General features: G+C 69.8%; 21 protein-coding genes, 1 tRNA gene and 1 pseudogene. 6 read left to right on the top strand and 17 right to left on the bottom strand.

Going from position 1 to position 19,648, the window contains the following annotated elements; translation table 11 throughout:
- The first annotated feature begins 11 nt into the window (after nt 1-11).
- Together CEK65_RS09820 and CEK65_RS09815 are read left to right on the top strand one after the other, a co-directional pair.
- The gene (locus tag CEK65_RS09820; RefSeq protein ID WP_017913668.1) at nt 12-425 is read left to right on the top strand and encodes a Rap1a/Tai family immunity protein; all 414 of its coding nucleotides are present in this window, start codon (nt 12-14) and stop codon (nt 423-425) included.
- A gap of 473 nt (nt 426-898) precedes the next feature.
- Nucleotides 899-1,486: a hypothetical protein gene (locus CEK65_RS09815; protein WP_152181596.1), complete on the top strand. Its 588-nt coding sequence runs from the start codon at nt 899-901 to the stop codon at nt 1,484-1,486.
- 382 nt (nt 1,487-1,868) lie between these two features.
- Here the strand turns inward: CEK65_RS09815 and CEK65_RS09810 are convergent.
- The 3 genes and pseudogenes from CEK65_RS09810 to CEK65_RS09800 form a co-directional block, all read right to left on the bottom strand.
- Nucleotides 1,869-1,979: pseudogene (locus CEK65_RS09810) on the bottom strand (peptidase); the annotation flags it as partial.
- A gap of 107 nt (nt 1,980-2,086) precedes the next feature.
- The gene (locus tag CEK65_RS09805) at nt 2,087-3,019 is read right to left on the bottom strand and encodes an MBL fold metallo-hydrolase (RefSeq protein ID WP_152181595.1); all 933 of its coding nucleotides are present in this window, start codon (nt 3,017-3,019) and stop codon (nt 2,087-2,089) included.
- 360 nt (nt 3,020-3,379) lie between these two features.
- Nucleotides 3,380-4,672 (bottom strand): tryptophan--tRNA ligase, encoded by a 1,293-nt coding sequence (locus CEK65_RS09800; protein WP_152181594.1) that lies wholly within the window; start codon nt 4,670-4,672, stop codon nt 3,380-3,382.
- Between the two features lie 156 nt (nt 4,673-4,828).
- Here CEK65_RS09800 and CEK65_RS09795 point away from each other — a divergent pair, with 156 nt between their 5' ends.
- Nucleotides 4,829-5,731, top strand: coding sequence for a hypothetical protein (locus tag CEK65_RS09795; protein WP_152181593.1), 903 nt, complete (start codon nt 4,829-4,831; stop codon nt 5,729-5,731).
- 70 nt (nt 5,732-5,801) lie between these two features.
- Here the strand turns inward: CEK65_RS09795 and CEK65_RS09790 are convergent, their stop codons facing one another.
- The 4 genes from CEK65_RS09790 to rocF form a co-directional block, all read right to left on the bottom strand.
- The gene (locus tag CEK65_RS09790) at nt 5,802-6,017 is read right to left on the bottom strand and encodes a CsbD family protein (protein ID WP_010341025.1); all 216 of its coding nucleotides are present in this window, start codon (nt 6,015-6,017) and stop codon (nt 5,802-5,804) included.
- A 186-nt stretch (nt 6,018-6,203) separates the two neighbouring features.
- Nucleotides 6,204-6,338, bottom strand: coding sequence for an entericidin A/B family lipoprotein (locus tag CEK65_RS09785; RefSeq protein ID WP_026143575.1), 135 nt, complete (start codon nt 6,336-6,338; stop codon nt 6,204-6,206).
- 55 nt (nt 6,339-6,393) lie between these two features.
- Nucleotides 6,394-6,546, bottom strand: coding sequence for an entericidin A/B family lipoprotein (locus tag CEK65_RS09780; RefSeq protein WP_017908941.1), 153 nt, complete (start codon nt 6,544-6,546; stop codon nt 6,394-6,396).
- A gap of 142 nt (nt 6,547-6,688) precedes the next feature.
- Nucleotides 6,689-7,612 (bottom strand): arginase, encoded by a 924-nt coding sequence (gene rocF / locus CEK65_RS09775; RefSeq protein WP_152181592.1) that lies wholly within the window; start codon nt 7,610-7,612, stop codon nt 6,689-6,691.
- A gap of 142 nt (nt 7,613-7,754) precedes the next feature.
- On the opposite strand from rocF, the gene CEK65_RS09770 reads away from it, so the two are divergent.
- Complete coding sequence (locus CEK65_RS09770) at nt 7,755-8,108, top strand: hypothetical protein (protein WP_226977802.1); 354 nt, start codon at nt 7,755-7,757, stop codon at nt 8,106-8,108.
- 235 nt (nt 8,109-8,343) lie between these two features.
- On the opposite strand, the gene CEK65_RS09765 is transcribed toward CEK65_RS09770, so the two are convergent.
- The 4 genes from CEK65_RS09765 to birA form a co-directional block, all read right to left on the bottom strand.
- A tRNA-Thr gene (locus CEK65_RS09765) sits at nt 8,344-8,419 on the bottom strand.
- 102 nt (nt 8,420-8,521) lie between these two features.
- Nucleotides 8,522-9,370, bottom strand: coding sequence for an SPOR domain-containing protein (locus CEK65_RS20965; protein ID WP_193314745.1), 849 nt, complete (start codon nt 9,368-9,370; stop codon nt 8,522-8,524).
- Nucleotides 9,371-9,467: 97 nt separating this feature from the next.
- Nucleotides 9,468-10,211: a type III pantothenate kinase gene (locus CEK65_RS09755; RefSeq protein ID WP_152181591.1), complete on the bottom strand. Its 744-nt coding sequence runs from the start codon at nt 10,209-10,211 to the stop codon at nt 9,468-9,470.
- Entirely contained in the window at nt 10,208-11,173 is a 966-nt protein-coding gene (gene birA / locus CEK65_RS09750; RefSeq protein WP_193314747.1) for a bifunctional biotin--[acetyl-CoA-carboxylase] ligase/biotin operon repressor BirA, read from the bottom strand. Before birA ends, CEK65_RS09755 begins: the two co-directional genes overlap by 4 nt.
- Nucleotides 11,174-11,328: 155 nt before the next feature.
- Here birA and CEK65_RS09745 point away from each other — a divergent pair, with 155 nt between their 5' ends.
- Both CEK65_RS09745 and CEK65_RS09740 read left to right on the top strand, forming a co-directional pair.
- Entirely contained in the window at nt 11,329-11,613 is a 285-nt protein-coding gene (locus tag CEK65_RS09745; RefSeq protein WP_152181589.1) for a hypothetical protein, read from the top strand.
- On the top strand, nt 11,580-12,368 hold the full coding sequence (locus CEK65_RS09740) for a M90 family metallopeptidase (RefSeq protein WP_152181588.1): 789 nt from the start codon (nt 11,580-11,582) through the stop codon (nt 12,366-12,368). Before CEK65_RS09745 ends, CEK65_RS09740 begins: the two co-directional genes overlap by 34 nt.
- A gap of 181 nt (nt 12,369-12,549) precedes the next feature.
- Here CEK65_RS09740 and CEK65_RS09735 read toward each other — a convergent pair whose 3' ends face one another.
- The 6 genes from CEK65_RS09735 to dusA form a co-directional block, all read right to left on the bottom strand.
- A complete protein-coding gene (locus tag CEK65_RS09735) occupies nt 12,550-13,740 on the bottom strand; it encodes a DUF1501 domain-containing protein (RefSeq protein ID WP_152181587.1) in 1,191 nt (396 codons plus the stop codon).
- 29 nt (nt 13,741-13,769) lie between these two features.
- Complete coding sequence (locus CEK65_RS09730; RefSeq protein WP_051064879.1) at nt 13,770-15,353, bottom strand: DUF1800 domain-containing protein; 1,584 nt, start codon at nt 15,351-15,353, stop codon at nt 13,770-13,772.
- 215 nt (nt 15,354-15,568) lie between these two features.
- Complete coding sequence (locus tag CEK65_RS09725; RefSeq protein WP_193314135.1) at nt 15,569-16,939, bottom strand: sensor histidine kinase; 1,371 nt, start codon at nt 16,937-16,939, stop codon at nt 15,569-15,571.
- 82 nt (nt 16,940-17,021) lie between these two features.
- Nucleotides 17,022-17,705 carry a response regulator transcription factor gene (locus CEK65_RS09720; protein WP_003469280.1) on the bottom strand — a complete coding sequence of 228 codons (684 nt, stop codon included), beginning with the start codon at nt 17,703-17,705 and terminating at the stop codon, nt 17,022-17,024.
- A 72-nt stretch (nt 17,706-17,777) separates the two neighbouring features.
- Nucleotides 17,778-18,161, bottom strand: coding sequence for a hypothetical protein (locus CEK65_RS09715; RefSeq protein WP_039726258.1), 384 nt, complete (start codon nt 18,159-18,161; stop codon nt 17,778-17,780).
- 414 nt (nt 18,162-18,575) lie between these two features.
- Nucleotides 18,576-19,610: a tRNA dihydrouridine(20/20a) synthase DusA gene (gene dusA, locus CEK65_RS09710; protein WP_152181585.1), complete on the bottom strand. Its 1,035-nt coding sequence runs from the start codon at nt 19,608-19,610 to the stop codon at nt 18,576-18,578.
- Nucleotides 19,611-19,648 lie beyond the last annotated feature (38 nt).

Below are 19,648 nucleotides of genomic sequence, written 5' to 3'. Positions count from 1 at the left end.
AGGAGTCGTGGATGACATCACACCGCACCTGGCTCGCGCTGCCCCTGCTGGCGGCGCTGGGCAGCAACAGCGCGGCACGCCCGCCTGCCGGACCCTGGGACTTGAACGGACATCAGTTGCTGGAAGCCCCGCTGGACGGCTCGCTGGCAGACGACCTGGGTCCGCAGCAACCGCAGGAACTGCGGGTCATGGTGTCCTCGCGCACGGCGGCCGCCTACATGCTCGGCATCGCGGCCGGCAGCGAGGGCGCGCGATGGTGCCGACCGGCCGGCCAGTCCGGTCCACCGGATGTGCAGGCCCTGGTCGCCGATCTCGGCGCGCTGCCCGACGCGCGCCTGGACGAGCGCGCCAGCGACCTGGTCGTGCAAGCCCTGGCCAAACGGTATCCCTGCAAACCCGCCAAGCCACGCCGCCCATCGCACTGAGGGCGCCGACTACCTCGAGGTCGCGTCGGCGCGACGAGGCAGTGATGAGCCGCTGGCGCGACGATGCGTCGGGTGCCTCACGGGCATCCACACTGGCACCGCAGCCACCGCCAGCGGCGCCCGGCGCTCCACCGTGATCACCAGGCCGCGGCGCTGCAGGTCCGCGTGGGCGCGCCAACAGCCAGACCAGCAGCGCGCAGGAGATGAAGGATCTCAACCAGGTCGCGTCAGCTGCCGCCACTGTGCATGGCCGACCCGCGCCGCGCTCTGGCCGGAGAAACGAGATCGGCCTCGCGCGAGGAGTGTGCTGCTCCATGCAGTTCTGACCACTGAAGTTTCCACCGATCAGCCGACGTCCATGACAGCGCAACTGCAGCCCGCTCCGGCGCTCCGCAGACCCCGAAAAACCTAAGAGACGGTTCAGCCGCACGGGCGTATCTGTACGCACACACACCTGCTCGCTGCGCACTGCCATGGCCATCGATACCGCACTGTCGCCGCTCGGCACCGTCACGCCTTACGGCACGTCGCCCTATGGCTTTTCCGCAGCGAGTGCCTCCAGCGGTTCGGCTCAAGCCGGCAACCCGATCGTGGCCAGCAACGATCCGGCCGCGGTGCAGCAGGCGGTGGAATTGTCCGGCGAGGCCTCGGTGATCTTCAGCCTCGGCGGCCTCGCGGGAACCACCCCGGCCGACACGGGCCTGACCTACAACGCGGCCGGGCTGTTCAACAGCATCGTCAGCGCCGGCCCGAGCGATGCGGCCTCGGCCTCCTCTGCCGGCACCTCCACTTCGACCGCCGGCTCGTCGACCTCGACCGGCACCGGGCCGTATCCCACCCTCGACCAGGCCACGCAGACGTACGACCAGGGCCTGCTCGGCACCATCACCGCGCCGCCGTCGACCCCGGGCCTGTACAACGCCTCCGGCGTCTTCAGCGGCCAGGGCCTGACCCCGCAGCTGTCGTCGCTGCTGCAGTCCGATCCCAGCCTCAGCGACACGGTCACCGGCGACCTGCTCAATCAGGGCATCGTCGGCGGGTTGATCGACACCACTGCCTGAGCAGTGCGGCATGGTCGCCTGCGGCACCCGCATGCACCTGGCAGGTTAGAAACGGCTTCAGGCCGCTTCTAGCGCGCGCTTTTCGCAGCCTTGCCGAACACCGCGTTGTTCTCTCGCAGGAGCGGCTTCAACCGCGACAGGCATTGCCGGTCACGCCCCGTCGCGGCTGAAGCCGCTTCTACGCGTGGCCTTGCGCCACCCGCGAAGATCTCCTTCTACCGCATCCCCAGCGCAACGCACGTATCGCCGGCCATGGCCAACGGCTCCGGCACCGTCCAGCCAACATGCTGTGACGGCACTCGTATGTCGCTCGACTCGGCGTCGCTCAGACCGGCATCGCCGGACCACAGGCCTCAGAGGAATCGCTGTTAGACGGCAAGGCATGCCGCTCCAAGGCATCGGCGTCGCCGCCCGCATCGCCGGCCAGCGCATCGTTGGCTGCCTGTGCCGCACCTCCCATGAACAGGGAAGCGGACAGCAGCAACATGCGCATCGGGTTCACGGTCACGACCTGGCAACAAGCGGGCCGCACAGTGTAGAGAATGGCGTCGTGCGGAGACAGCACGGCGACGCATTCGCGTGCGCGAAACCGGCCGCCGTTCAGCGCGCGGGACGATCCAGCCAGCAGGCCAGGCCCTGCGCATTGAGTTCGATGTCCATGTGCAGCACACGCTCCACACCGGCATCGTCCAGCGGACAGCCATGCAGCCGCGCCCGCTCCAGATACAGCGCGGTCAGCGCCGCGACCAGGCAGCGATGGCGATCGGAACGGCCGTCGCAGCCGCGCGCGATCGCCACCATCGCCTCCAGTTGCTCCAGCAGTTCCGCCGCCAGCGTCTCGGCGCCCTCCACCGGACCGTAGTGGGTGAGATACAGCGTCTGCGGCGCATAGCCGAGCATGCGCTGGATCGAGGCCTGCATCGCTTCCGGCTCGAACTGCACCGGCGACGAGGTCGGAATCGCGAACGCACCGCGCGTGCTGTCCAGTTCGCGGTAGGACAGGCCGAAGGTGTCGCCACTGAACCAGCTGCGGCTGCGTGCGTCCCACACGCACAGGTGATGGCGGGCGTGCCCGGGGGTGTCGATGCACAACAGCTCGCGCCCGGCCAGCGACAGGCGATGGCCGTCCTCGGCCACCACCACGCGCTCCGCCGGTACCGGCACGATGCTGCCGTAGCTGCGCGCCATCTCCGCCTCGCCGTACACCGCGGTGGCGCCGGCGATCAGCCGCGCCGGATCGATCATGTGCGGCGCACCGCGCGGATGCACCAGCAGGCGTGCGTTCGGCAGGTGCTGCAGCAGCGCACCCGCACCGCCGGCATGGTCCAGGTGCACGTGGGTGAGGATCAGCCAGTCCACGTCGACCGGTGCCAGACCGGCCTGCGCCAGGGCGTCCAGCAGCAGCGGCACGGCATGGCTGGTACCGCAGTCGACGAAGGCGCCGCGCCCGTTCTCCACGATCAGGTAGGCGGCATCGAACTGCGCGCGCTGGAAGCCGGTATCGACGAGTTGGATGCTGGGATCGCGTGGCATGGCGCAGAAGCGTGGCTGGGCGAAGCTCCATTCTAGGCGGTATGGAGGATGCTGCCAGTGCCGGGCGGCAAGGGCCGGATGAGGACGAATAACGGAAACGCCGGAGAGCCGACAGCCCATTGTGGGAGGGACTTCAGTCCCGACTGCATGCGGCCGGCAAACACACGCGCTTCGGATGTCGCGATGGAACGCGTCATTTGTCTGTAGGAGTCGACCGTCATGCAGCCGCGACAAGCGAAGCCGAGCGCCGCCTGACACCCTCCGTCGTCGGGACTGAAGTCCCTCCCACAATGCAATCCTCCGACAAGGCTAGTGCCGCCCTGTCCGAGCCGCTTCTACGACGGACCGCCGTGCGAGCGCTCAGCCCGCCTCGCGCAAGCGCGCCAGCGCCGCCAGCACCGTCTCGGCCGGTGCATCCAGGGTCACCGGCGCCGCCTGCAGCGCCTCGGCCTGTGTGGCCTGTTTGAGCGCGGCGATGGTCTGCCCGGCGTCGCGCGGCGAGGCGAAGCCGCCGCTCTGCAACAGCAGCACGCCCTCGCCATCGAGCAGCTTGAAGTAGAACTGGCCGTCGGCCTCGCGGTACTGCTTGAAGCTCGGCAGCGCCTGCTTGGCCGCCGCCGCTTCGGTAGCGCCATCGGCCTGCGCCGACAGATCGCGCAGGCCCACCGCGTGCCGCAGCTCGGCCAGGAACGGGATCGCATAGCGTTCGCGCAGGCGCTGCGCGTTGTCGCGCAGGATCGCCTCGATGTCCTGCGGACGCGCCATCAGCGCTTCGTAGCGCACGCGCATCGGCGCGATCTCGGCATCGATGCGCTCGAACAGCTGCTGCTTGGCCTCGCCCCAGCCGATGCCGGCGGCGAACGCCTGCGCGAACGCGGCCGTCTCCTCGGCGCTGGCGAAGGCCTGGTACAGCTGGAACAGCGCAGAGCCCTCGGTCTCCTTCGGCTCGCCGGGCGCGCGCGAATCGGTGACGATGGCGAACACCCGCTTCTTCAGCTCCTCGCGCGGGGCGAACAGCGGAATGGTGTTGTCGTAGCTCTTGCTCATCTTGCGCCCGTCCAGCCCGGGCAGCGTCGCCACCTGCTCGTCGATCAGCGCATCGGGCAGCACGAAGTGCTCGCGGCCGTAGACGTGATTGAAGCGCTGCGCGAAATCGCGCGCCATCTCGATGTGCTGGATCTGGTCGCGGCCCACCGGCACCTGCTGCGCCTTGAACAGCAGGATGTCGGCGGCCATCAGCACCGGATACATGAACAGGCCGGCGGTGACCCCGGCATCGTCGTCCTCGCCGTCGGCGCGGTTCTTGTCCACCGCCGCCTTGTAGGCATGCGCGCGATTGAGGATGCCCTTGCCGGCGACGCAGGTCAGGAACCAGGTCAGCTCGTTGGTCTCCGGCACGTCCGACTGGCGGTAGAACCACACCTGCGCCGGATCCAGGCCCGCCGCCAGCCAGGTCGCCGCGATCTCCAGGGTCGAGCGCTGGGTCCGCGCCGGGTCCTGCGCCTTGATCAGGCTGTGCAGATCGGCCAGGAAGAAGAAGCTCTCGATGCCGGGACGCCGGCTGGCCTGCAGCGCGGGGCGGATGGCGCCGACGTAGTTGCCAAGGTGCGGCGTGCCGGAGGTGGTGATGCCGGTGAGAACGCGGGTGGTCATGCGGAATGGACGGTCAGGGGGAAACCCGGCGAGTTTACCCGCTGCGCGACAACCCCGTTCCGGCGCGTGGTGCGTTCAATCCGGCGTCCCCGTCCTGGAGTCGCCGCGATGCACGTTCCTGCTCCGTCCCTGCCCCGCCGTTCCCGTTCCCTCGCCGTGCTCGCCTTCGCGCTGCTGTGCATCGGCGGGCTGTGCGGCTTTCGTCCATGGCCGTCGCCACCGAGCTCGGCGCCGGCGGTGCAGCTGCAGGTGATCGATCGCGATGCCGGCGACGATCCGCTGCCCGCGCATGCCTGGCGCGGCGAGCGCTGGATCGCCGCCACGCCCGGCCACCGCTACGCGCTGCGCCTGACCAACCTGACCGGGGCGCGGGTGCTGGTGGTGCTGTCGGTGGACGGCGTCAACACGGTCAGTGGCCAGACCGCGGCCAGCGACCAGCGCGGCTATGTGCTGGCGCCGTGGCAACAAACCGAGATCGCCGGGTGGCGCAAATCGTCCGAGGACGTGGCGCAGTTCGTGTTCACCGACCTGGAGGACAGCTATGCGGCACGCACCGGACGTCCGCGCAACGTCGGCGTGATCGGCATGGCGGTGTTCGACGAAGCGCGGGCATGGCCCGATACCGTCCCGGGGAACGCAAGCGTCGACGCCGAGAGAGCTTCCAACGCAGCCGCGCGCGCGGCAACGCCCGGCGTCCCGACGCCGGAAGCAATGCCTGCACCGGCAGCGGCCGCCGACGCCCCGCAACGCAGTGCGGCCGCGCCCCTCGCGTCGGCACCGTCCGCGGACGCACGCACGTATGCACGCGAAGGCACTTCCGCTGCCCGCGTGCAGCAGCGCCTGGGCACCGGCCACGGCGCGCGCGAGTGGTCGCCTTCGCGCGTCACCGAATTCGAGCGCGCCAGCGACGTGCCGATGCAACGGACCGAGCTGCGCTACGACAGCCGCGCACGGCTGATCGCACGCGGCGTGCTGCCGCGGAACCTGCCGCCGCGGCGCGTGGCGGTTGCGCCAAGCGCGTTTCCCGGCGACTACGTGCCCGATCCGCCGGAGCGCTGAACTTCCCGCGCGTGCAAAAAGCACGGGCCGCAATGCGGCCCGTGTCGACGACGCTGCGGCGGTGTGCGCCTCAGTCGTGGTATTCCTTGCCCAGGCTGTCGCGGAACGCGTGCACTTCCTTCTCGGCGCGATCGCGCGCCCAGCCGTAACGCTCCTGCAGCTTGCCGGCCAGGTACTGGGTATTGCCTTCGGCAACGTCGAAGTCGTCGTCGGTGAGGTCGCCCCACTGCGCCTTGATCTTGCCCTTGAGCTGGGTCCACTTGCCGGCAATGATGTCTTTGTTCATGGCATCTCTCGTGATGTGTAAGCGGCGCCGTACGCCGCCCGCGCAGCATTGCGCGGCCTGCGTCGCGAACCGATCAACGCAGCGTCAGCGATGCATGAGCATCGTGAACCGTTACGCGGTGGTCGGCAGCCGCGCAAAAAAAAACGGGCCGGCAAGCCGACCCGTTTCTGGTCACCGAGACGAGGCTCAGTTCTTGGCGGCGTCTTGGACCTTCTCGCCCGCCTTCTGCACGTCCTTGCCGGCACCGGCAACGGTGTTGCAACCGGCCAGCAGGCCCACAGAGAACATCGCCAGCAGCATCCACGCAAACGTACGCTTCATAGGTTCACTCCTTGCTTACTTGGTCATGGGACGCGGCACGCAGGCCGCGCGAAACTCAGCACTTGCCCGCGCTGCAATCCTTGGCGGTGTCTTCCACCTTCTCGCCCGCCTTCTGCATGTCCTTGCCGGCGCCGGCAACGGTGTTGCAGCCGGTCAGCACACCAGCGCAAAACAGGGTCAGCATCAACAGGGTGGTCAGTCGCTTCATCGGGTCGTCCTCGGCAATCGCAGGTGGTCGGGGTGGGCGGCGATAGGCGTCGCCGCGCTACCGTCTGGGGGTGAATCTGCCGTCACCACTGTGGATTTCACGTGAATGAACCGGCGACCCATTCAGGGTGAGCCCGCGTCGCTCAGTCCCGCATCAGGGTCGATTTGCCGAACAGGCTCTCCACCAGGTCCACGGCCAGCTCCGCGGTCAGGTTGCGGTGGTCCAGCACCGGATTCAGCTCCACGATGTCCAGCGAGGCCATGCGCCCGCTGTCGGCGATCATCTCCATCACCAGCTGCGCCTCGCGGTAGTTGGGGCCGCCAGGCACGGTGGTGCCGACACCCGGGGCGATGCTGGGGTCGAGGAAGTCCACGTCGAAGCTGACGTGCAGATGGGTGTCGGCGTCGAGCCCGTCCAGCGCCGCCTCCATGGTCCGCTTCATGCCCATCTCGTCGATGTAGCGCATGTCGTACACGTCCACACGATGCTGCTTGATCAGCCGCTTCTCATCCGGGTCGACCGAGCGGATGCCGATCTGCCGCACCTGCTCCGGGCGCAACGCCGGCGCGCTGCCGCCGAGCTCGGTCAGCGCCTGCGGGCCCAGCCCGCACAGGCAGGCCACCGGCATGCCATGCACGTTGCCCGACGGCGTGACCTCGCTGGTATTGAAGTCCGAATGCGCGTCCAGCCAGAGCACGCGCAGCTTGCGGCCCTGCTCGCGGCAGTACCGCGCCACCGCGGTGATCGAACCGATGCCCAGGCAATGGTCGCCGCCGAGCACGATCGGCATGCGCCCGGCGCGCAGCTCGGCGTAGCTGGCCTCCATCAGCGCGCGGTTCCAGGCCACCACCTCGTCCAGGTGGCGGTAGCCGTCGACCGGCGCCTGCCAGGGATTGCGTGGGCCATCGATGTTGCCGATGTCGCGCACCTCGACGCCACGATTGGTCAGCGCCTCGTGCAGGCCGGCGATGCGCAGCGCCTCCGGCCCCATGCGCGCACCGCGATGGCCGGCCCCGATGTCGGTAGGCACGCCGATGAGGGACACCGGCAGAAAGGACGACTTCATGCGCATACGCTCCAGCCAAAAAAGTGACCCAGTCTAGCGGGACCGGCATGGCACGACTCGCCGCGGCGCAGCAGCGAAGGCGCACCGTTGGACGTCGATGGCGGTGGCTGACTAAGCTGCTTCGCCGTTTCTGGAGATCGCCTTGGAAAAACCGTTGACCGTGACCCTGGAGGCCGCGTTCGCCGGGCTCACGTTCCTTCCCTGGTTCGCGTGGGCGCACAACAGCCTCAACCCCATGCTGATCCTGCACGCAGACCACGTGGAGTACCGCGTGCTGCGCACGCGCACCCGTCCGTACCGCGAGATCGCCAGCGTGGACTATCGGAAGGCATGGGGAACCGAGAACGTCGTGCTGGCGTTCCAGGGAGCCAAAACGACCTTCATCGCGAACACCGGGCTGCTCAGGCGCACCAGAGAGGCCATCGCCTTCTTGCAGCAGCAGGGTTGTCCGCTTTCCGCGCGCGCGCAGTCCTTGCTCATGCCGCGAAGCCCGTAGCGCAGCTCGCGACAACACGCGGCGATCCAACCGCGCTTCGGTTGAGCGGCTGTTGCCTCGCGAGTGTGCTGCTGCGTGCTTGCCATCCGCCCCCCCACCACCCTGCTCGCGTGACGCGCAGTTGCTCCCTGCTCGACTGGATGTTCGTGAGGGCACGCGACAGAAAGCAAAAACCCGCTGTTTCAGCGGATTGATGGCGCAGCGCGGACATCTGCGGATGCCGGCGGATCGAAGATGGTGCCGCTTATCCGAATCGAACGGATGACCTACTGTTTACAAGACAGTTGCTCTACCGACTGAGCTAAAGCGGCAAGGTGGACGACGCCCGCGGGCGGGCCCGGGGCAGTCTACCTGCTGGCGCGGGACTCGGCACGCGCGACGGCGCGGCGCCGGACACCGGCAGGCGCGGCATTCTAGCGCAGCGTGCCGCAGTCCACGGTGCGCTGGCGCGCGGCGCCGAGTTGGCGGCGCAAGGTCGCGGCCTGTGCCGCGGAGTCGGCGCGCAAGTCCAGCCACCAGCGCGACTGGCCGCTGCCGCCGCTGGGGATCAGGTCGGCGTTGAAGCCGGCACGGGCCAGTTCCTGGCGGCGGCGCTCGGCCCCCTCGCGGCTGCGGTACTGGCCCAGGGCGATGGCATTGCCGGCATCGCCCTGGCGCAACGGGTAATAGTCGCGGATGCCGGCGGCGACGATGCGCTCGGTGGCCTGTTTGAGGCCGTCCTCGCCGCCGATGGTCGGCAGGATCACGCGGAAGCTGGTGGCATCGCTGTCGGCCGCCTCGCGCAGGCGCGGACGCGGCGCTCCCGGGGCCAGCGCGGCGACGGCGGCCTGCGCCGCGTCGCGGTCCGGGTACGGTCCTACGCTCAGGCACACCGCCGCGTCGGCGGCGGGCTTCGCCGCAGGCTCGACCTGGCTCTGGGTTGGAGCGGGCGCAGGCACGGCAGCGGGCGGCGTGGGCGCAGTGGACGGTGCGGCGGTCGTGGGAGCCGCCGGTGCGTCAGCCTGCGCCGGAACCGCTTCGACAGTATCGGCGGCGGCGACGGTGTCGGCCTTCGCATCGGCTGGCGCGGCGACAGGCGCAACGGCCGGCGGAGTGGGCGCAGCGGCCGGTGCCGGCGTCTCGTTGACCAGTTGCAGCGTCGCCACCCCGGCCGGCACGGCCGGCATCGGCACCGGGGGCGGCGTCGGCGGCTGCATCGCCCACCACACCGCGACGCCGAGGTTGAGGATGGTCAGGACGACGAGCAGGGCGCGAACGAGCATGGCCGGATTCTAGAGCGTGCGATGCAGCTTGGGAGAGACAGAGACGTCTGCGTGGGACGTGGCGACCTCGCCGCAACGGCCGCCTGCGCCGGCCCGCTCAGGCGGCACCGGCACCGGCCACGGCGTGCGCCTGCGCCCACAGCGCCAGTCCGTCCAGGACCAAGGCGGGGCGCTGCTCGGCCGACGGCAGTGCGTGCAACAGCGGCGGCACCCCACCGCCGTGCAGCAGCAGCCGCGGTCGGCGTCCGAGCAAGGCCTCGCCCTGCTGCAGGCTGCGTTCGATCAGCGCCACCGCCGCGCCGTCGCAGCCGGAGGCCAGGGCGTCGGCGGTGTCGGCGGCGAACTCGTGGTAATCGCCGCCCTCGGCCGGCAACTGCGCCGCCTTCTGCTGCAGGGCCTGGCGCATCACCGTGGGCGACGGCGCGATGCGGCCGCCGCGATGCAGGCCATCGCGGTCGAGCAGGTCCACGGTCAGCGCCGTTCCCACGCCGACCACCAGCACGTCGCCGCCGCCATGCGCGGCGAGCAGGGCCAGGAACCGGTCCACGCCGAAGGCCTGCGGTCGCGCGTAGGCGATCCGCACCCCGGCACAGGCAGCCTCGGTGCGCGCCACCTGCACCTGCGCGAAGCGGCTGCGCAGCGCCTCCAGCACGGTGGCGGTCAGGGCCGGCGCGGCGACACTGGCGACGTAGGCGGTGCCACCCTGCGGCAGCGCCGCGACCGCCGCCGCGTCCATCGCCTCGGCACCATGCGGCCAGGCCTGCACCGCGCCCACCTGCCCGTGTTCCAGCGCGGCAAACTTGAAGCGCGAATTGCCCAGGTCGAACAGCCAGTCGCTCATGCCGGCCTCACGCTGACGTCGCCCGCATGCAGCGGCTGCTCGCCGTCAGCGAAGGCCACCCGCAGCGCGCCGTCCTCGGCCAGCCCCAGGGCCGTGCCTTCGCGCACCTGGCCACCATCGTCGATGCGCACGGCGCGTCCGACCAGCAGATCCAGCGCGGCGTAGCGCGGCAGGAACGGCGCCAGTCCCTCCGCGTCGAACAGCGCCAGCGCCGGCAGCAGCTGCGACAGCACCGCCGCGGCGATCGCGTTGCGCGACACCGCGCCGCCGGCCAGCCGCGTCAGGTCGGTCCACGGCTGGTCGATGTCCGCGGCAGCGGCCGCCGGCATCGCCACGTTCAGGCCCAGGCCGATCACGGCCCGCGCCGGTCCGGCGAACTCGCCGCCGCCTTCCACCAGCAGGCCGCCCAGCTTGCGCCCGTCGGCCAGCAGGTCGTTCGGCCACTTCAGCCCGACCGTGGCGAATCCGGCCGCACGCAGGGCTTCGGCCACGGCCACGCCGGCCGCCAGGCTCAAGCCGCCCAGCCGGCCCAGCCCGCCCTGGAAGCTGCGCGCCACCGACAGATACAGATGCGCCGCCAGCGGCGAGGCCCAGACCCGGCCACGGCGGCCACGGCCGCCGGTCTGGCGCTCGGCCAGCAGGACCTCGCTGCCCTGCGCCGGCGCCGGCCGCTGCAGCAGGGTGGTATTGCTGGAGACCAGGCTCCAGGCGATCTCCAGCCCGGCCAGCTCGGCGCCCACCGGCCCGCTCAGTCCGGCCCGGATCGCCGCGGCGTCGAGCAGTTCCAGCGGCCGTGCCAGGCCATAGCCCTCGCCGGCCCGGCCCTCGATCTCCACCCCGGCCGCGCGCAGCGCCTGAATGCGCTTCCACACCGCCGCCCGGGTCAGCCCGCAGGCACGCGCCAGGGCATCGCCGGACAGGGGCCCCTTGCTGAGCCTGGCCAACAGTTCGCGCTCGTCCAACGCCGGTTCCATCGCCTCGTTCCGCCCCTGGGCGTGCAGTGGCGCGCCCTCGTGAACCGAAAAGTATGCGGCAACGCCCCCCGGGCGCCCAGGGCCGGAGCCCTGCAGCGGGTGAAAACCGCGTTAGAATCGGAATTCACCGCCGCTCGCCCTGGATGCCGACGATGCGCCGTTCCCTGTCCTGCCTGCTCCTGTTGCTGCTGCCACTCGCCGCCGCCCACGCGTCCAACGTGCTGGCGGAGAAGCCGCACACCGACTGCACCTACGGCGACGCGGCCGATGCCGACAGCACGCCGACGCGCCCGCCCGCAGCGATGCATGCGCCCGCCTCCACCGGCAAGCCGGCCTCGACCACCACGGGCGGCGGCAGCGACAGCGACCTGGTGCCGCGCATGCGCATGCCGAAGTGGCACAGCTTCCTGCCGGGGATGTTCCGCTGATCCCACGCTGGCTGCGCGGGCTGTGGTCGAAACCCGCCGCTATCGATGACGCCACCTGGCAGGCCGTGCGCCGCAACTGCGCCTGGGTCGCCGCTCTGGATGCGCCGCGCGAACAGCGCCTGCGTACGCTGGCCAGCGAATTCCTGCATCGCAAGACCATCTCGCCGCTGGGCGGCCTGCAGCTGGATGCCCGGCAGTGCGGCCTGCTCGCCGCACTGTGCTGTCTGCCGCTGCTGGAGTACGGCAGCGAGGGCATGCGCGGCTGGTCGCAATTGCTGGTCTACCCGGACGCGTTCCGCGTGCAGCGCAGCCATGTCGACGCGGCCGGCGTGCTGCACGAGTGGGAAGACGAACTGATCGGCGAATCCTGGGACAGCGGCCCGTTGATCCTGTCCTGGGCCGACGTGCAGGCCGACCTGGACGATCCACGTGCCGGCTACTGCGTGGCGGTGCACGAAATGGCGCACAAGCTCGACGTGCTCGACGGCGCCCTGGACGGCACGCCGCTGCTGCCGCGCGCCTGGCAGCGGCAATGGGCCGACGATTTCCAGCGCAGCTACGACGCCTTCTGCGCGCGCGTGGACCGCGGCCGCGCCAGCGAGATCGACGCCTACGCCGCCGAAGCGCCGGAAGAATTCTTCGCGGTGGTCAGCGAATATCACTTTTCCGCGCCAGAGCGGCTGCAACGCGAGATGCCGGAAGTGGCGGCGCATCTGGCGCGGTTCTATGGTCGCTCTCCGTTTGCCGCGGACTGAGCGGCCATCGCGTCTTGAGGCATCGCTTCAAGACGTCGCCGCGATGAACGCGACAACGCATGCGTTACGGGGAGTCGAGCGCGTCACGCGTCGGGACTGAAGTCCCTCCCACAGTGCACCCGTCGCGGCTGAAGCCGCCCCTACAGGACATTTCCCGAATCCCTCCATCGCGGAAAACGCGTCACACCAACTTCAAATCCCGCGCGTGCGCCTGCGGGAACACCTTCTGCAACTGTGTCGGCGACAGCCCCCACATGCGACCGAGCAGGCCGGCGAACATGTCGCGGTAGTTGGTCAGCACCGGGTAGTCGCGGTCCTGGAACAGCTTGTCCTTGCTCACCGCCACCTGCTCGCCGGCGATGCGGCCGCCGTTGACCCCGCCACCCAGCACCCAGTACGTGGTGCCGTGGCCGTGGTCGGTGCCCTTGTCGCCGTTCTCGCGGAAGGTGCGGCCGAACTCGGACAGCACCACCACCACGGTGTTGCGCCACTCCGGTCCCAGCGCCTCGGCATAGGCCGACAGCCCCTCGGACAGGTTGGCCAGGTTGTTGGCCAGCGCGCCGTCGGTGCTGCCCTGGTTGACGTGCGTGTCCCAGCCGCCGACATCGACGAAGCCGAGCCGGTAGCGCTCGCGCATCAGCGTGGCGATGCGCCGTGTCTCGTCGGCGAAGGTGCGTGCGCTGGCGGCGCCGCGGTTGGCCTGCTGCATCTCGTCGCGCAGGGCCTGCGAGACCTGCTGGCGCAGCGCCAGGCCGTCGTGCGCGGCACTGGCCAACTGGGTGCCGTGGTACATGCCGGCGAGGATGTCGGCCTGGCGCTGGTCGAAGGCCGGGGTCGGATTGCGCTTGAGCGAGAGATTGGGAATGTCGCCGCCGCCCTGGAAACTCAGCGGCAGCGAGTCGGTGAAGGCGATCGACGGCGTGCCGGTGGCCACCTGCGACAGCCGCGCCAGGAAGCCGGTGCGGTAGTCGCTGCGCTGCCCGGCCGGTTGCCCGGCCTCGATGCTGTCCTGGGTCTCGAAGTGGCTGCGCGACAGGTCGTCGGTGCCGGCGAAGGGCACAAAGGCCAGCTGCTTGTCGTTCCACAGCGGCATCAGCGTGTCGCGCAGTCGCGGGTTCAGGCCCCACTGGCTGTCCAGCGCAATGGCGCTGTTGGGATTGGCCGGATCCGGCCTGGCGATCGCCAGGCTCGGCCGCGAGGCGTAGTAGAAATCGCTCGCGTACGGCACCAGCAGGTTGTTGCAGTCGTAGCCGCCGCGCAGGAACACCACCAACAAACGCGGCGACGGCGCCGGTGCGGCGAACAGGCGCCCGGCGAACGGCAGGCTGGCCGCAGCGGCGGCGGACGCGAGCAAGAAGCGGCGACGGTGCATGGCGGATCTCCGTGCGGCGAAGGCCGCGGTCAGCGGTAGTTGAAATCGGGCGAGGCCAGCAGGTAGCCGTTCCACTCCTGCTGCGAGCGCGCCTGCGCCAGCGCCTGGCGCGTGGCGTCGCTCAATTGCGGCTCGATCGCGTGGTAGTACAGCGGCGTACTCAGTTGCGGGAAGCCGCCGCGCTGCTGCCCCTCGACGGTGAACAGCTGGGTGTTGCCGTTGCCGATCGCACGCGCGATCTCGAAGCGCTGCGCCATTTGCCCGGAACTGTTCCAGGCACTGGACTGCAGCGACCAGCCATCGGGCGTGATCCGTCCGAAGCTCGGCTCGCCCATCTGGTTCAACCAGCCCAGCAACGGCTGCGGATTGACGATGGTCTGCCCGTCGTAGGCCAGGCGCAGCGCCGAGACCAGGAAGCGGTACGGATCCTTGAACTTGTGCGGCGCGCCGGCCGCCATCTCCGGTGCGGTGAACATCACCTGCAGCACTGCCGCGATGTCGCCGTCGCTGCGCTGGAACGTGCGCGCCATCTTCTCCACCAGCGCCGGCGGCGGATCGTCGGCGACGAAGTACTCGGCCAACTGCCGCGAGATGAAATGCGCGCATGCCGGCTGGCGCACGATCAGTTGCACCGCGCGCTCGACCTCGTCGAAGCCGCCGCCGGCGATGCGCTGGCCGAGCAAGGTCTTGTCGCCGGGTTCGTGCCGCGCCGGGTTGAACTCGAACGCGCCACGGCGCACATACTGCGCCTGCAGCGCCGGCGGCAGCTTCGGCGGACCGTCGCGGTCGACCGGCGCGATGCCGACGCCGGTGAGGATCAGCGCCAGTTGCTGCACGTCCTTCTGCGTGTAGCCGGCATCGACGCCGAGGGTATGCAGTTCCATCAACTCGCGCGCGTAGTTCTCGTTGACCTTGCCTTTGGCGTTCTGCGCGTTGTCCAGGTACTCCAGCATCGCCGGACTCTCCAGCGTCGCCATCACCAGGTCGGAGAACTTGCCCAGCGCGTGCGGGCGGATCGCGTTGTCGGCGTAGTCGGCCACGGTCCAGTGCAGGCGGCCCTTGTCGGCGAACACGCTGAAATGATTGAGCCAGAACCACACCATCTGCTCGCGCAGCTGATCCGGCGCGTAGATGGAACGCAGCAGTTGCGCCTGGCGTGCCTGGTTCAGCAGCAGATCGCCGCGCTGCTGCGCGGCCTTCTTCGCCGCGACCTTGGCATCGCCATCCGGCATCGCCTTGATCGCCTGCTGCGCGGCGGCCTGCTGCTTGAGCAACTCCTGGACCGGCGTGTGCAATGCCGCGTAGCCGTCCAGTTGCGCGCGCACCGGCGCCGGCAGGGCGGCATCGCCACCGTCGGCCTGCAGTTGCTCGCGCAGGAAGCGCTTGCGGCCATCGCGCTCGAACTGCGCCACGCTGGCGCTGTCCAGGCCGGTGGTCATCGACTGCAGCCAGCGCGCATCGTCGCGCTTGAGCACCTTGTCGGTGGCAGCGATGGCGCCGACGGTGAACAGCACCAGCAGCAACGACAGCAGCAACCGCTGGGTATTGCGCAGCGCGCGCCGGCCGCGCACGCGCAGACGCGTTGCTGCAGGACGATGCCGGGATGCGGACATGCGGGGCTCCTGGACGAAAAGCGGCGTGAAGACCGGCGCAGTATCGCCAGCTGCGCGCCAGTCGCGTTAAGCCTCTGTCGGAAACCTCCCGGTCATTTGCACGGGATTCACCTGCTGCTGCACTGCAGCGGCGCGCGCGGCCGCTCGATTGGCGCGGGTCGTCGCTGTGCAGCGGGATGCCGGTCCCAGACCAGCACAGGAGCGCGCTGTGGGGCTTACAACCCCGGCGGCAGGGTGACCAGGAAGCGCGCCCCGCCCAGCTCCTCGGAGCGGCTCACCTGCAGTTCGCCGCGGTAGCCCTTGACCAGGTCCTGCACGATCGCCAGGCCGATGCCGTGGCCATGCACGCGCTCGTCGCCGCGCACGCCGCGCTGCAGGATGTGCGCCACTTCCTCCGGGGCGATGCCGGGGCCGTCGTCCTCCACGGCGATGATCAGGCCGGCACGGCGGCTGCCGGCGGCCGGCTCCGGGCGCACGCTCAGCAGCACCCGCCGGCGCGCCCACTTGAACGCGTTCTCCAACAGGTTGCCGAGCAGTTCCTGCAGGTCGCCGGGCTCGCCATGGAAACGCGCGCTCGGCTCGATGTCGAACTCGCACAGCACGCCCTTGGCCGCGTAGACCTTCTCCAGGCCGCGCACGATCTCCTCGGCGTTGGGCTCGATCGGCAACGGTGCGGCGAACAGCTTGTGGCCGCTGGAGGCGGCGCGCGCGAGTTGGTAGGACACCAGGTTGTTCATGCGCCGCAACTGCACGTCCAGCTCTTCGCGCAGCTCCGGCCCCTGCGCACCGCTGTCGAGCTGGGTGCGCAGCACCGCCAGCGGCGTCTTCAGGCTGTGCGCCAAGTCGGCCAGGGTGTTGCGCTGGCGGTCCAGGTTCTCGCGCTCGCTCTCGATGAAGGCGTTGATGCTGTCGGTCAGCGGCTCCAGTTCGCGCGGGTGGCGATCGCCCATGCGCATCGCTTCGCCGCGCTGCACCTTGGTCAGTTCGTTGATCACTCGGCGCAGCGGGCGCAGGCTCCATTGCAGGATGAAGGCCTGCAGCACGAGCAGGATCAGGCCGGCGCCGCCGAGGTTGAACCACACCCGGCCGCGGAACACGCGCAGCTGCGCACCCAGCGCGCGGGTGTCCTCCATGATGTAGATGGTGACCGGGGTTTCCTTGTCGCGGCGCACGTAGGCCAGGCCGATGCCGTAGCGGTAGACCTCGCCTTCGCTGCCGTCGATCTGGGTCATCGGCCAGGGGCCGTCGAAGGTCTCCTGGCGCGGTTCGAGCATGCCGCCGCGGGGCGGCAGCGGACCTTCGCTGGACATCGAGATCCAGCGCTCGTTGGGCATCACGATCTGCGCGTACAGGCCGCTGCCGGGCCGGTCGAAATGCGGGTCCGGCGGCGGCTTGTCGTTGTTGATGTACAGCGAGCCGTCGCGGGCTACGTCGATGTTGTTGGCGTAGGCGGTGGCGTAGCTCTTCAGGCGCTCGCGCAGGTTGCTCAGCGCGGTGTCGGCGAACGCCTGGTCCAGCGCGTAACCGGCCGCGGCCAGGAACGCCAGCAGACTGAGGCTGGCGGCGAGCAGCTGGCGCGCCTGCAGCGAACGCGGGCGCCAGCGCTTGTACCACCTGGGTCGTGCCGCCACGCGGTCGCTTCCTCGGTGTGCTCGCCGGCGCCTGCGATCAGCCTTCGGTGCGCGGAATCGCGAACCGGTAGCCGCGGCCGCGTACGGTCTCGATCGGCTTCAATTCGCCGTCCGGGTCCAGCTTCTTGCGCAGGCGGCCGATGAAGACTTCCAGCACGTTGGAGTCGCGGTCGAAATCCTGCTGGTAGATGTGCTCGGTCAGGTCGGCCTTGGAGACCAGTTCGCCGGCATGCATCATCAAGTACTCGAGCACCTTGTACTCGTAGCTGGTCAGGTCGACGTTGCTGCCACTGACGCTGACGGTCTGCGCCGCGAGGTCCAGCGCGACCGGGCCGCATTCCAGCGTGGGCTTGCTCCAGCCGGCGGCGCGGCGCAGCAGCGCATTGACGCGCGCCAGCAGCTCTTCGACGTGGAACGGCTTGACCAGGTAGTCGTCGGCGCCTTGCTTGAGGCCTTCGACCTTGTCCTGCCAGCTGGAACGCGCGGTCAGGATCAGCACCGGGAACTTCTTGCCTTCGTCGCGCAGCGCCTTGATCAGCTCCATGCCCGACATCTTCGGCAGGCCGAGATCGATGATGCCCACGTCGAAGGGCACTTCGCGGCCCATGTACAGGCCTTCCTCGCCGTCCTGCGCCGCATCCACCGCAAAACCTTCGCGCTTCAGGCGAGCGGCCAGGGTCTCTCGCAGCGGAGCTTCGTCTTCGACCAGAAGGATACGCATAACTCTCCCTAGTAACTTACAGGTGGCCGGTGGCCGGGGCGGTGTGTGGAACCTGAACCGAACTATCCGGACTCACGGGTGATCGTCGCGTGGTGGCTCCGGAGGCTCGCCCGACCGCGGCGCCCGCGGCGGTGCCGCACGGCCAGGCTGCGGATCGTCCATGTAGCGTACCCGCCCACGGCCATCCATGTACTTGACGCGGTTGATGTCGCGGCCGTCGAACGGCACGCGCTCGGCGCCAAGGATCTGCCCCCCGGTGGAGCGCTGCACCCGACGCACCGCGTCGGACAGCGAGCTGCCGCCATAGTCCCGATTACGCCCCGCGTCGCGCTCCGGCGGCGCCATCACCCCCGGCATGGGCGGCTGCTGCGCACGGCCGTGGCCAGCCGCGACCGACGCCAGCGCGAGCGCGAACACAGCGGCGAAGCGGTAGTGGCGGGAAGCGGAAGAAGTCACGACGGGCATCCTAACGGACTGATCGGAAACGTTCAAAACTTGTGAAGCGCGACACCTCGCGGGAACGGCGGCGACCTCGAGAAATCGAGGCAAATTCTTGATTTTTCGGGGTGAATCCGGTCTGAACTTTTCCGGGCGCCACGGGCGACATTCAGTCAAATGAACCTGCCGAAGACCGATGCAAGGGCCGCGCCAGCGCTCTGGAGAGGCCCTCGCCAGGTACTTCAGGGCGTCTCCCGGCAGGCAGAGACTAGTCGCCAGACCCTGAACAGACTCCCTGAACGAGCAGGGGGAAAAGTGGGATCCGGGTCCGCCACCGAGCAGGCCGCCATGTCGTCGGACGCCTCTGCGCGGAGGCGATGACGGCCCGCCGCCACGCAGCAGTTTCGGTCCGAAGACGCTCCCTGGACCGGCTCAGGCCGCGGCGCGCGCCGCCCCGTCGGTGACCGCCAGCGCCCGCTCCAGCAGCGCCCAATCGGCCCCGGGGCGGTGCGCCCCTTCGCTGAGGACCTGGCGGAAGGCACGGCCGCCGGGCTGGCCGTGGAACAGGCCGAGCAGGTGCCGGGTGATGTGCTTGAGCGCCAGGCCCTCGGCCAGGCGCGCCTCGACGTAGGGGCGCAGCGCGCGCAGCAACTCGGCGCGCGGGCGCAGTGCGGCGCCGGTCAGGGCCGCGTCCAGCCGGTGCAGGACGTAGGGATCGTGGTAAGCGGCGCGGCCCAGCATCACCCCTTCCACCGCCTGCAACTGCGCCTGCGCCGTCTCCACCGCAGCCAGGCCGCCGTTGAGCACCACCTGCAGCTGCGGCCGCTCGCGCTTGAGCCGGTGCGCCCAGTCGTAGCGCAGCGGCGGCACTTCGCGGTTCTCCTTCGGCGACAGGCCCTGCAGCCAGGCATTGCGCGCATGCACCACGAACAGCCCGCAGCCGGCCGCGGCGACCTGGTCGACGAAGGCCAGGAACACCGCGTAGTCGTCGTCCTGGTCCACGCCCAGCCGGCATTTCACCGTCACCGGGATGTCGACGGCCTCGACCATCGCCGCCACGCATTCGGCGACCAGCGCCGGCTCGCGCATCAGGCAGGCACCGAAGCGCCCGGCCTGGACCCGGTCGGACGGACAGCCGCAATTGAGGTTGATCTCGTCGTAGCCCCAGTCCTGGCCGATCCGCGCCGCCTGCGCCAGCAGCGCCGGCTCGCTGCCGCCGAGCTGCAGCGCCACGGGATGCTCGGACGCATCGAAATCCAGCAACCGCGCGCGATCGCCCAGCACCACCGCATTGGCGTGCACCATCTCGGTGTACAGCCGCGCCGACGGCGCCAGCAGCCGGTGGAAGACCCGGCAATGGCGGTCGGTCCAGTCCATCATCGGGGCGACGGACAGGCGCAGCGAGGCGGCGTAGCGCTGGTGCTCGGCGCTATTCGACTGATCCGCGCTGCTTTTTGGGGTTTCCATTGTCTGCAATTTTAGCGCGGTACACCGTTCGCTGCTGA

It is taken from the genome of Xanthomonas sp. LMG 12459 (genome assembly GCF_009192905.1).
GTDB classification, from domain to species: Bacteria; Pseudomonadota; Gammaproteobacteria; order Xanthomonadales; family Xanthomonadaceae; genus Xanthomonas_A; species Xanthomonas_A sontii.
The sequence above is the reverse complement of the archived record's forward strand: the minus strand, read 5'-3'. Positions and strand labels throughout refer to the sequence as shown.

Excerpts from the sequence above, each read along its gene's own strand:
- CEK65_RS09805 (WP_152181595.1), bottom strand. The coding sequence starts at position 3,019 with ATGCCACGCGATCCCAGCATCCAACTCGTCGATACCGGCTTCCAGCGC.
- CEK65_RS09790 (WP_010341025.1), bottom strand. The coding sequence starts at position 6,017 with ATGAACAAAGACATCATTGCCGGCAAGTGGACCCAGCTCAAGGGCAAG.
- CEK65_RS09720 (WP_003469280.1), bottom strand. The coding sequence starts at position 17,705 with ATGCGTATCCTTCTGGTCGAAGACGAAGCTCCGCTGCGAGAGACCCTG.
- CEK65_RS09820 (WP_017913668.1), top strand. The coding sequence starts at position 12 with ATGACATCACACCGCACCTGGCTCGCGCTGCCCCTGCTGGCGGCGCTG.
- CEK65_RS09785 (WP_026143575.1), bottom strand. The coding sequence starts at position 6,338 with ATGAAGCGTACGTTTGCGTGGATGCTGCTGGCGATGTTCTCTGTGGGC.
- CEK65_RS09735 (WP_152181587.1), bottom strand. The coding sequence starts at position 13,740 with ATGCACCGTCGCCGCTTCTTGCTCGCGTCCGCCGCCGCTGCGGCCAGC.
- CEK65_RS09730 (WP_051064879.1), bottom strand. The coding sequence starts at position 15,353 with ATGTCCGCATCCCGGCATCGTCCTGCAGCAACGCGTCTGCGCGTGCGC.
- CEK65_RS09800 (WP_152181594.1), bottom strand. The coding sequence starts at position 4,672 with ATGACCACCCGCGTTCTCACCGGCATCACCACCTCCGGCACGCCGCAC.
- CEK65_RS20965 (WP_193314745.1), bottom strand. The coding sequence starts at position 9,370 with ATGCTCGTTCGCGCCCTGCTCGTCGTCCTGACCATCCTCAACCTCGGC.
- rocF (WP_152181592.1), bottom strand. The coding sequence starts at position 7,612 with ATGAAGTCGTCCTTTCTGCCGGTGTCCCTCATCGGCGTGCCTACCGAC.
- CEK65_RS09745 (WP_152181589.1), top strand. The coding sequence starts at position 11,329 with ATGCCGACGATGCGCCGTTCCCTGTCCTGCCTGCTCCTGTTGCTGCTG.
- CEK65_RS09780 (WP_017908941.1), bottom strand. The coding sequence starts at position 6,546 with ATGAAGCGACTGACCACCCTGTTGATGCTGACCCTGTTTTGCGCTGGT.
- CEK65_RS09755 (WP_152181591.1), bottom strand. The coding sequence starts at position 10,211 with ATGAGCGACTGGCTGTTCGACCTGGGCAATTCGCGCTTCAAGTTTGCC.
- CEK65_RS09815 (WP_152181596.1), top strand. The coding sequence starts at position 899 with ATGGCCATCGATACCGCACTGTCGCCGCTCGGCACCGTCACGCCTTAC.
- dusA (WP_152181585.1), bottom strand. The coding sequence starts at position 19,610 with ATGGAAACCCCAAAAAGCAGCGCGGATCAGTCGAATAGCGCCGAGCAC.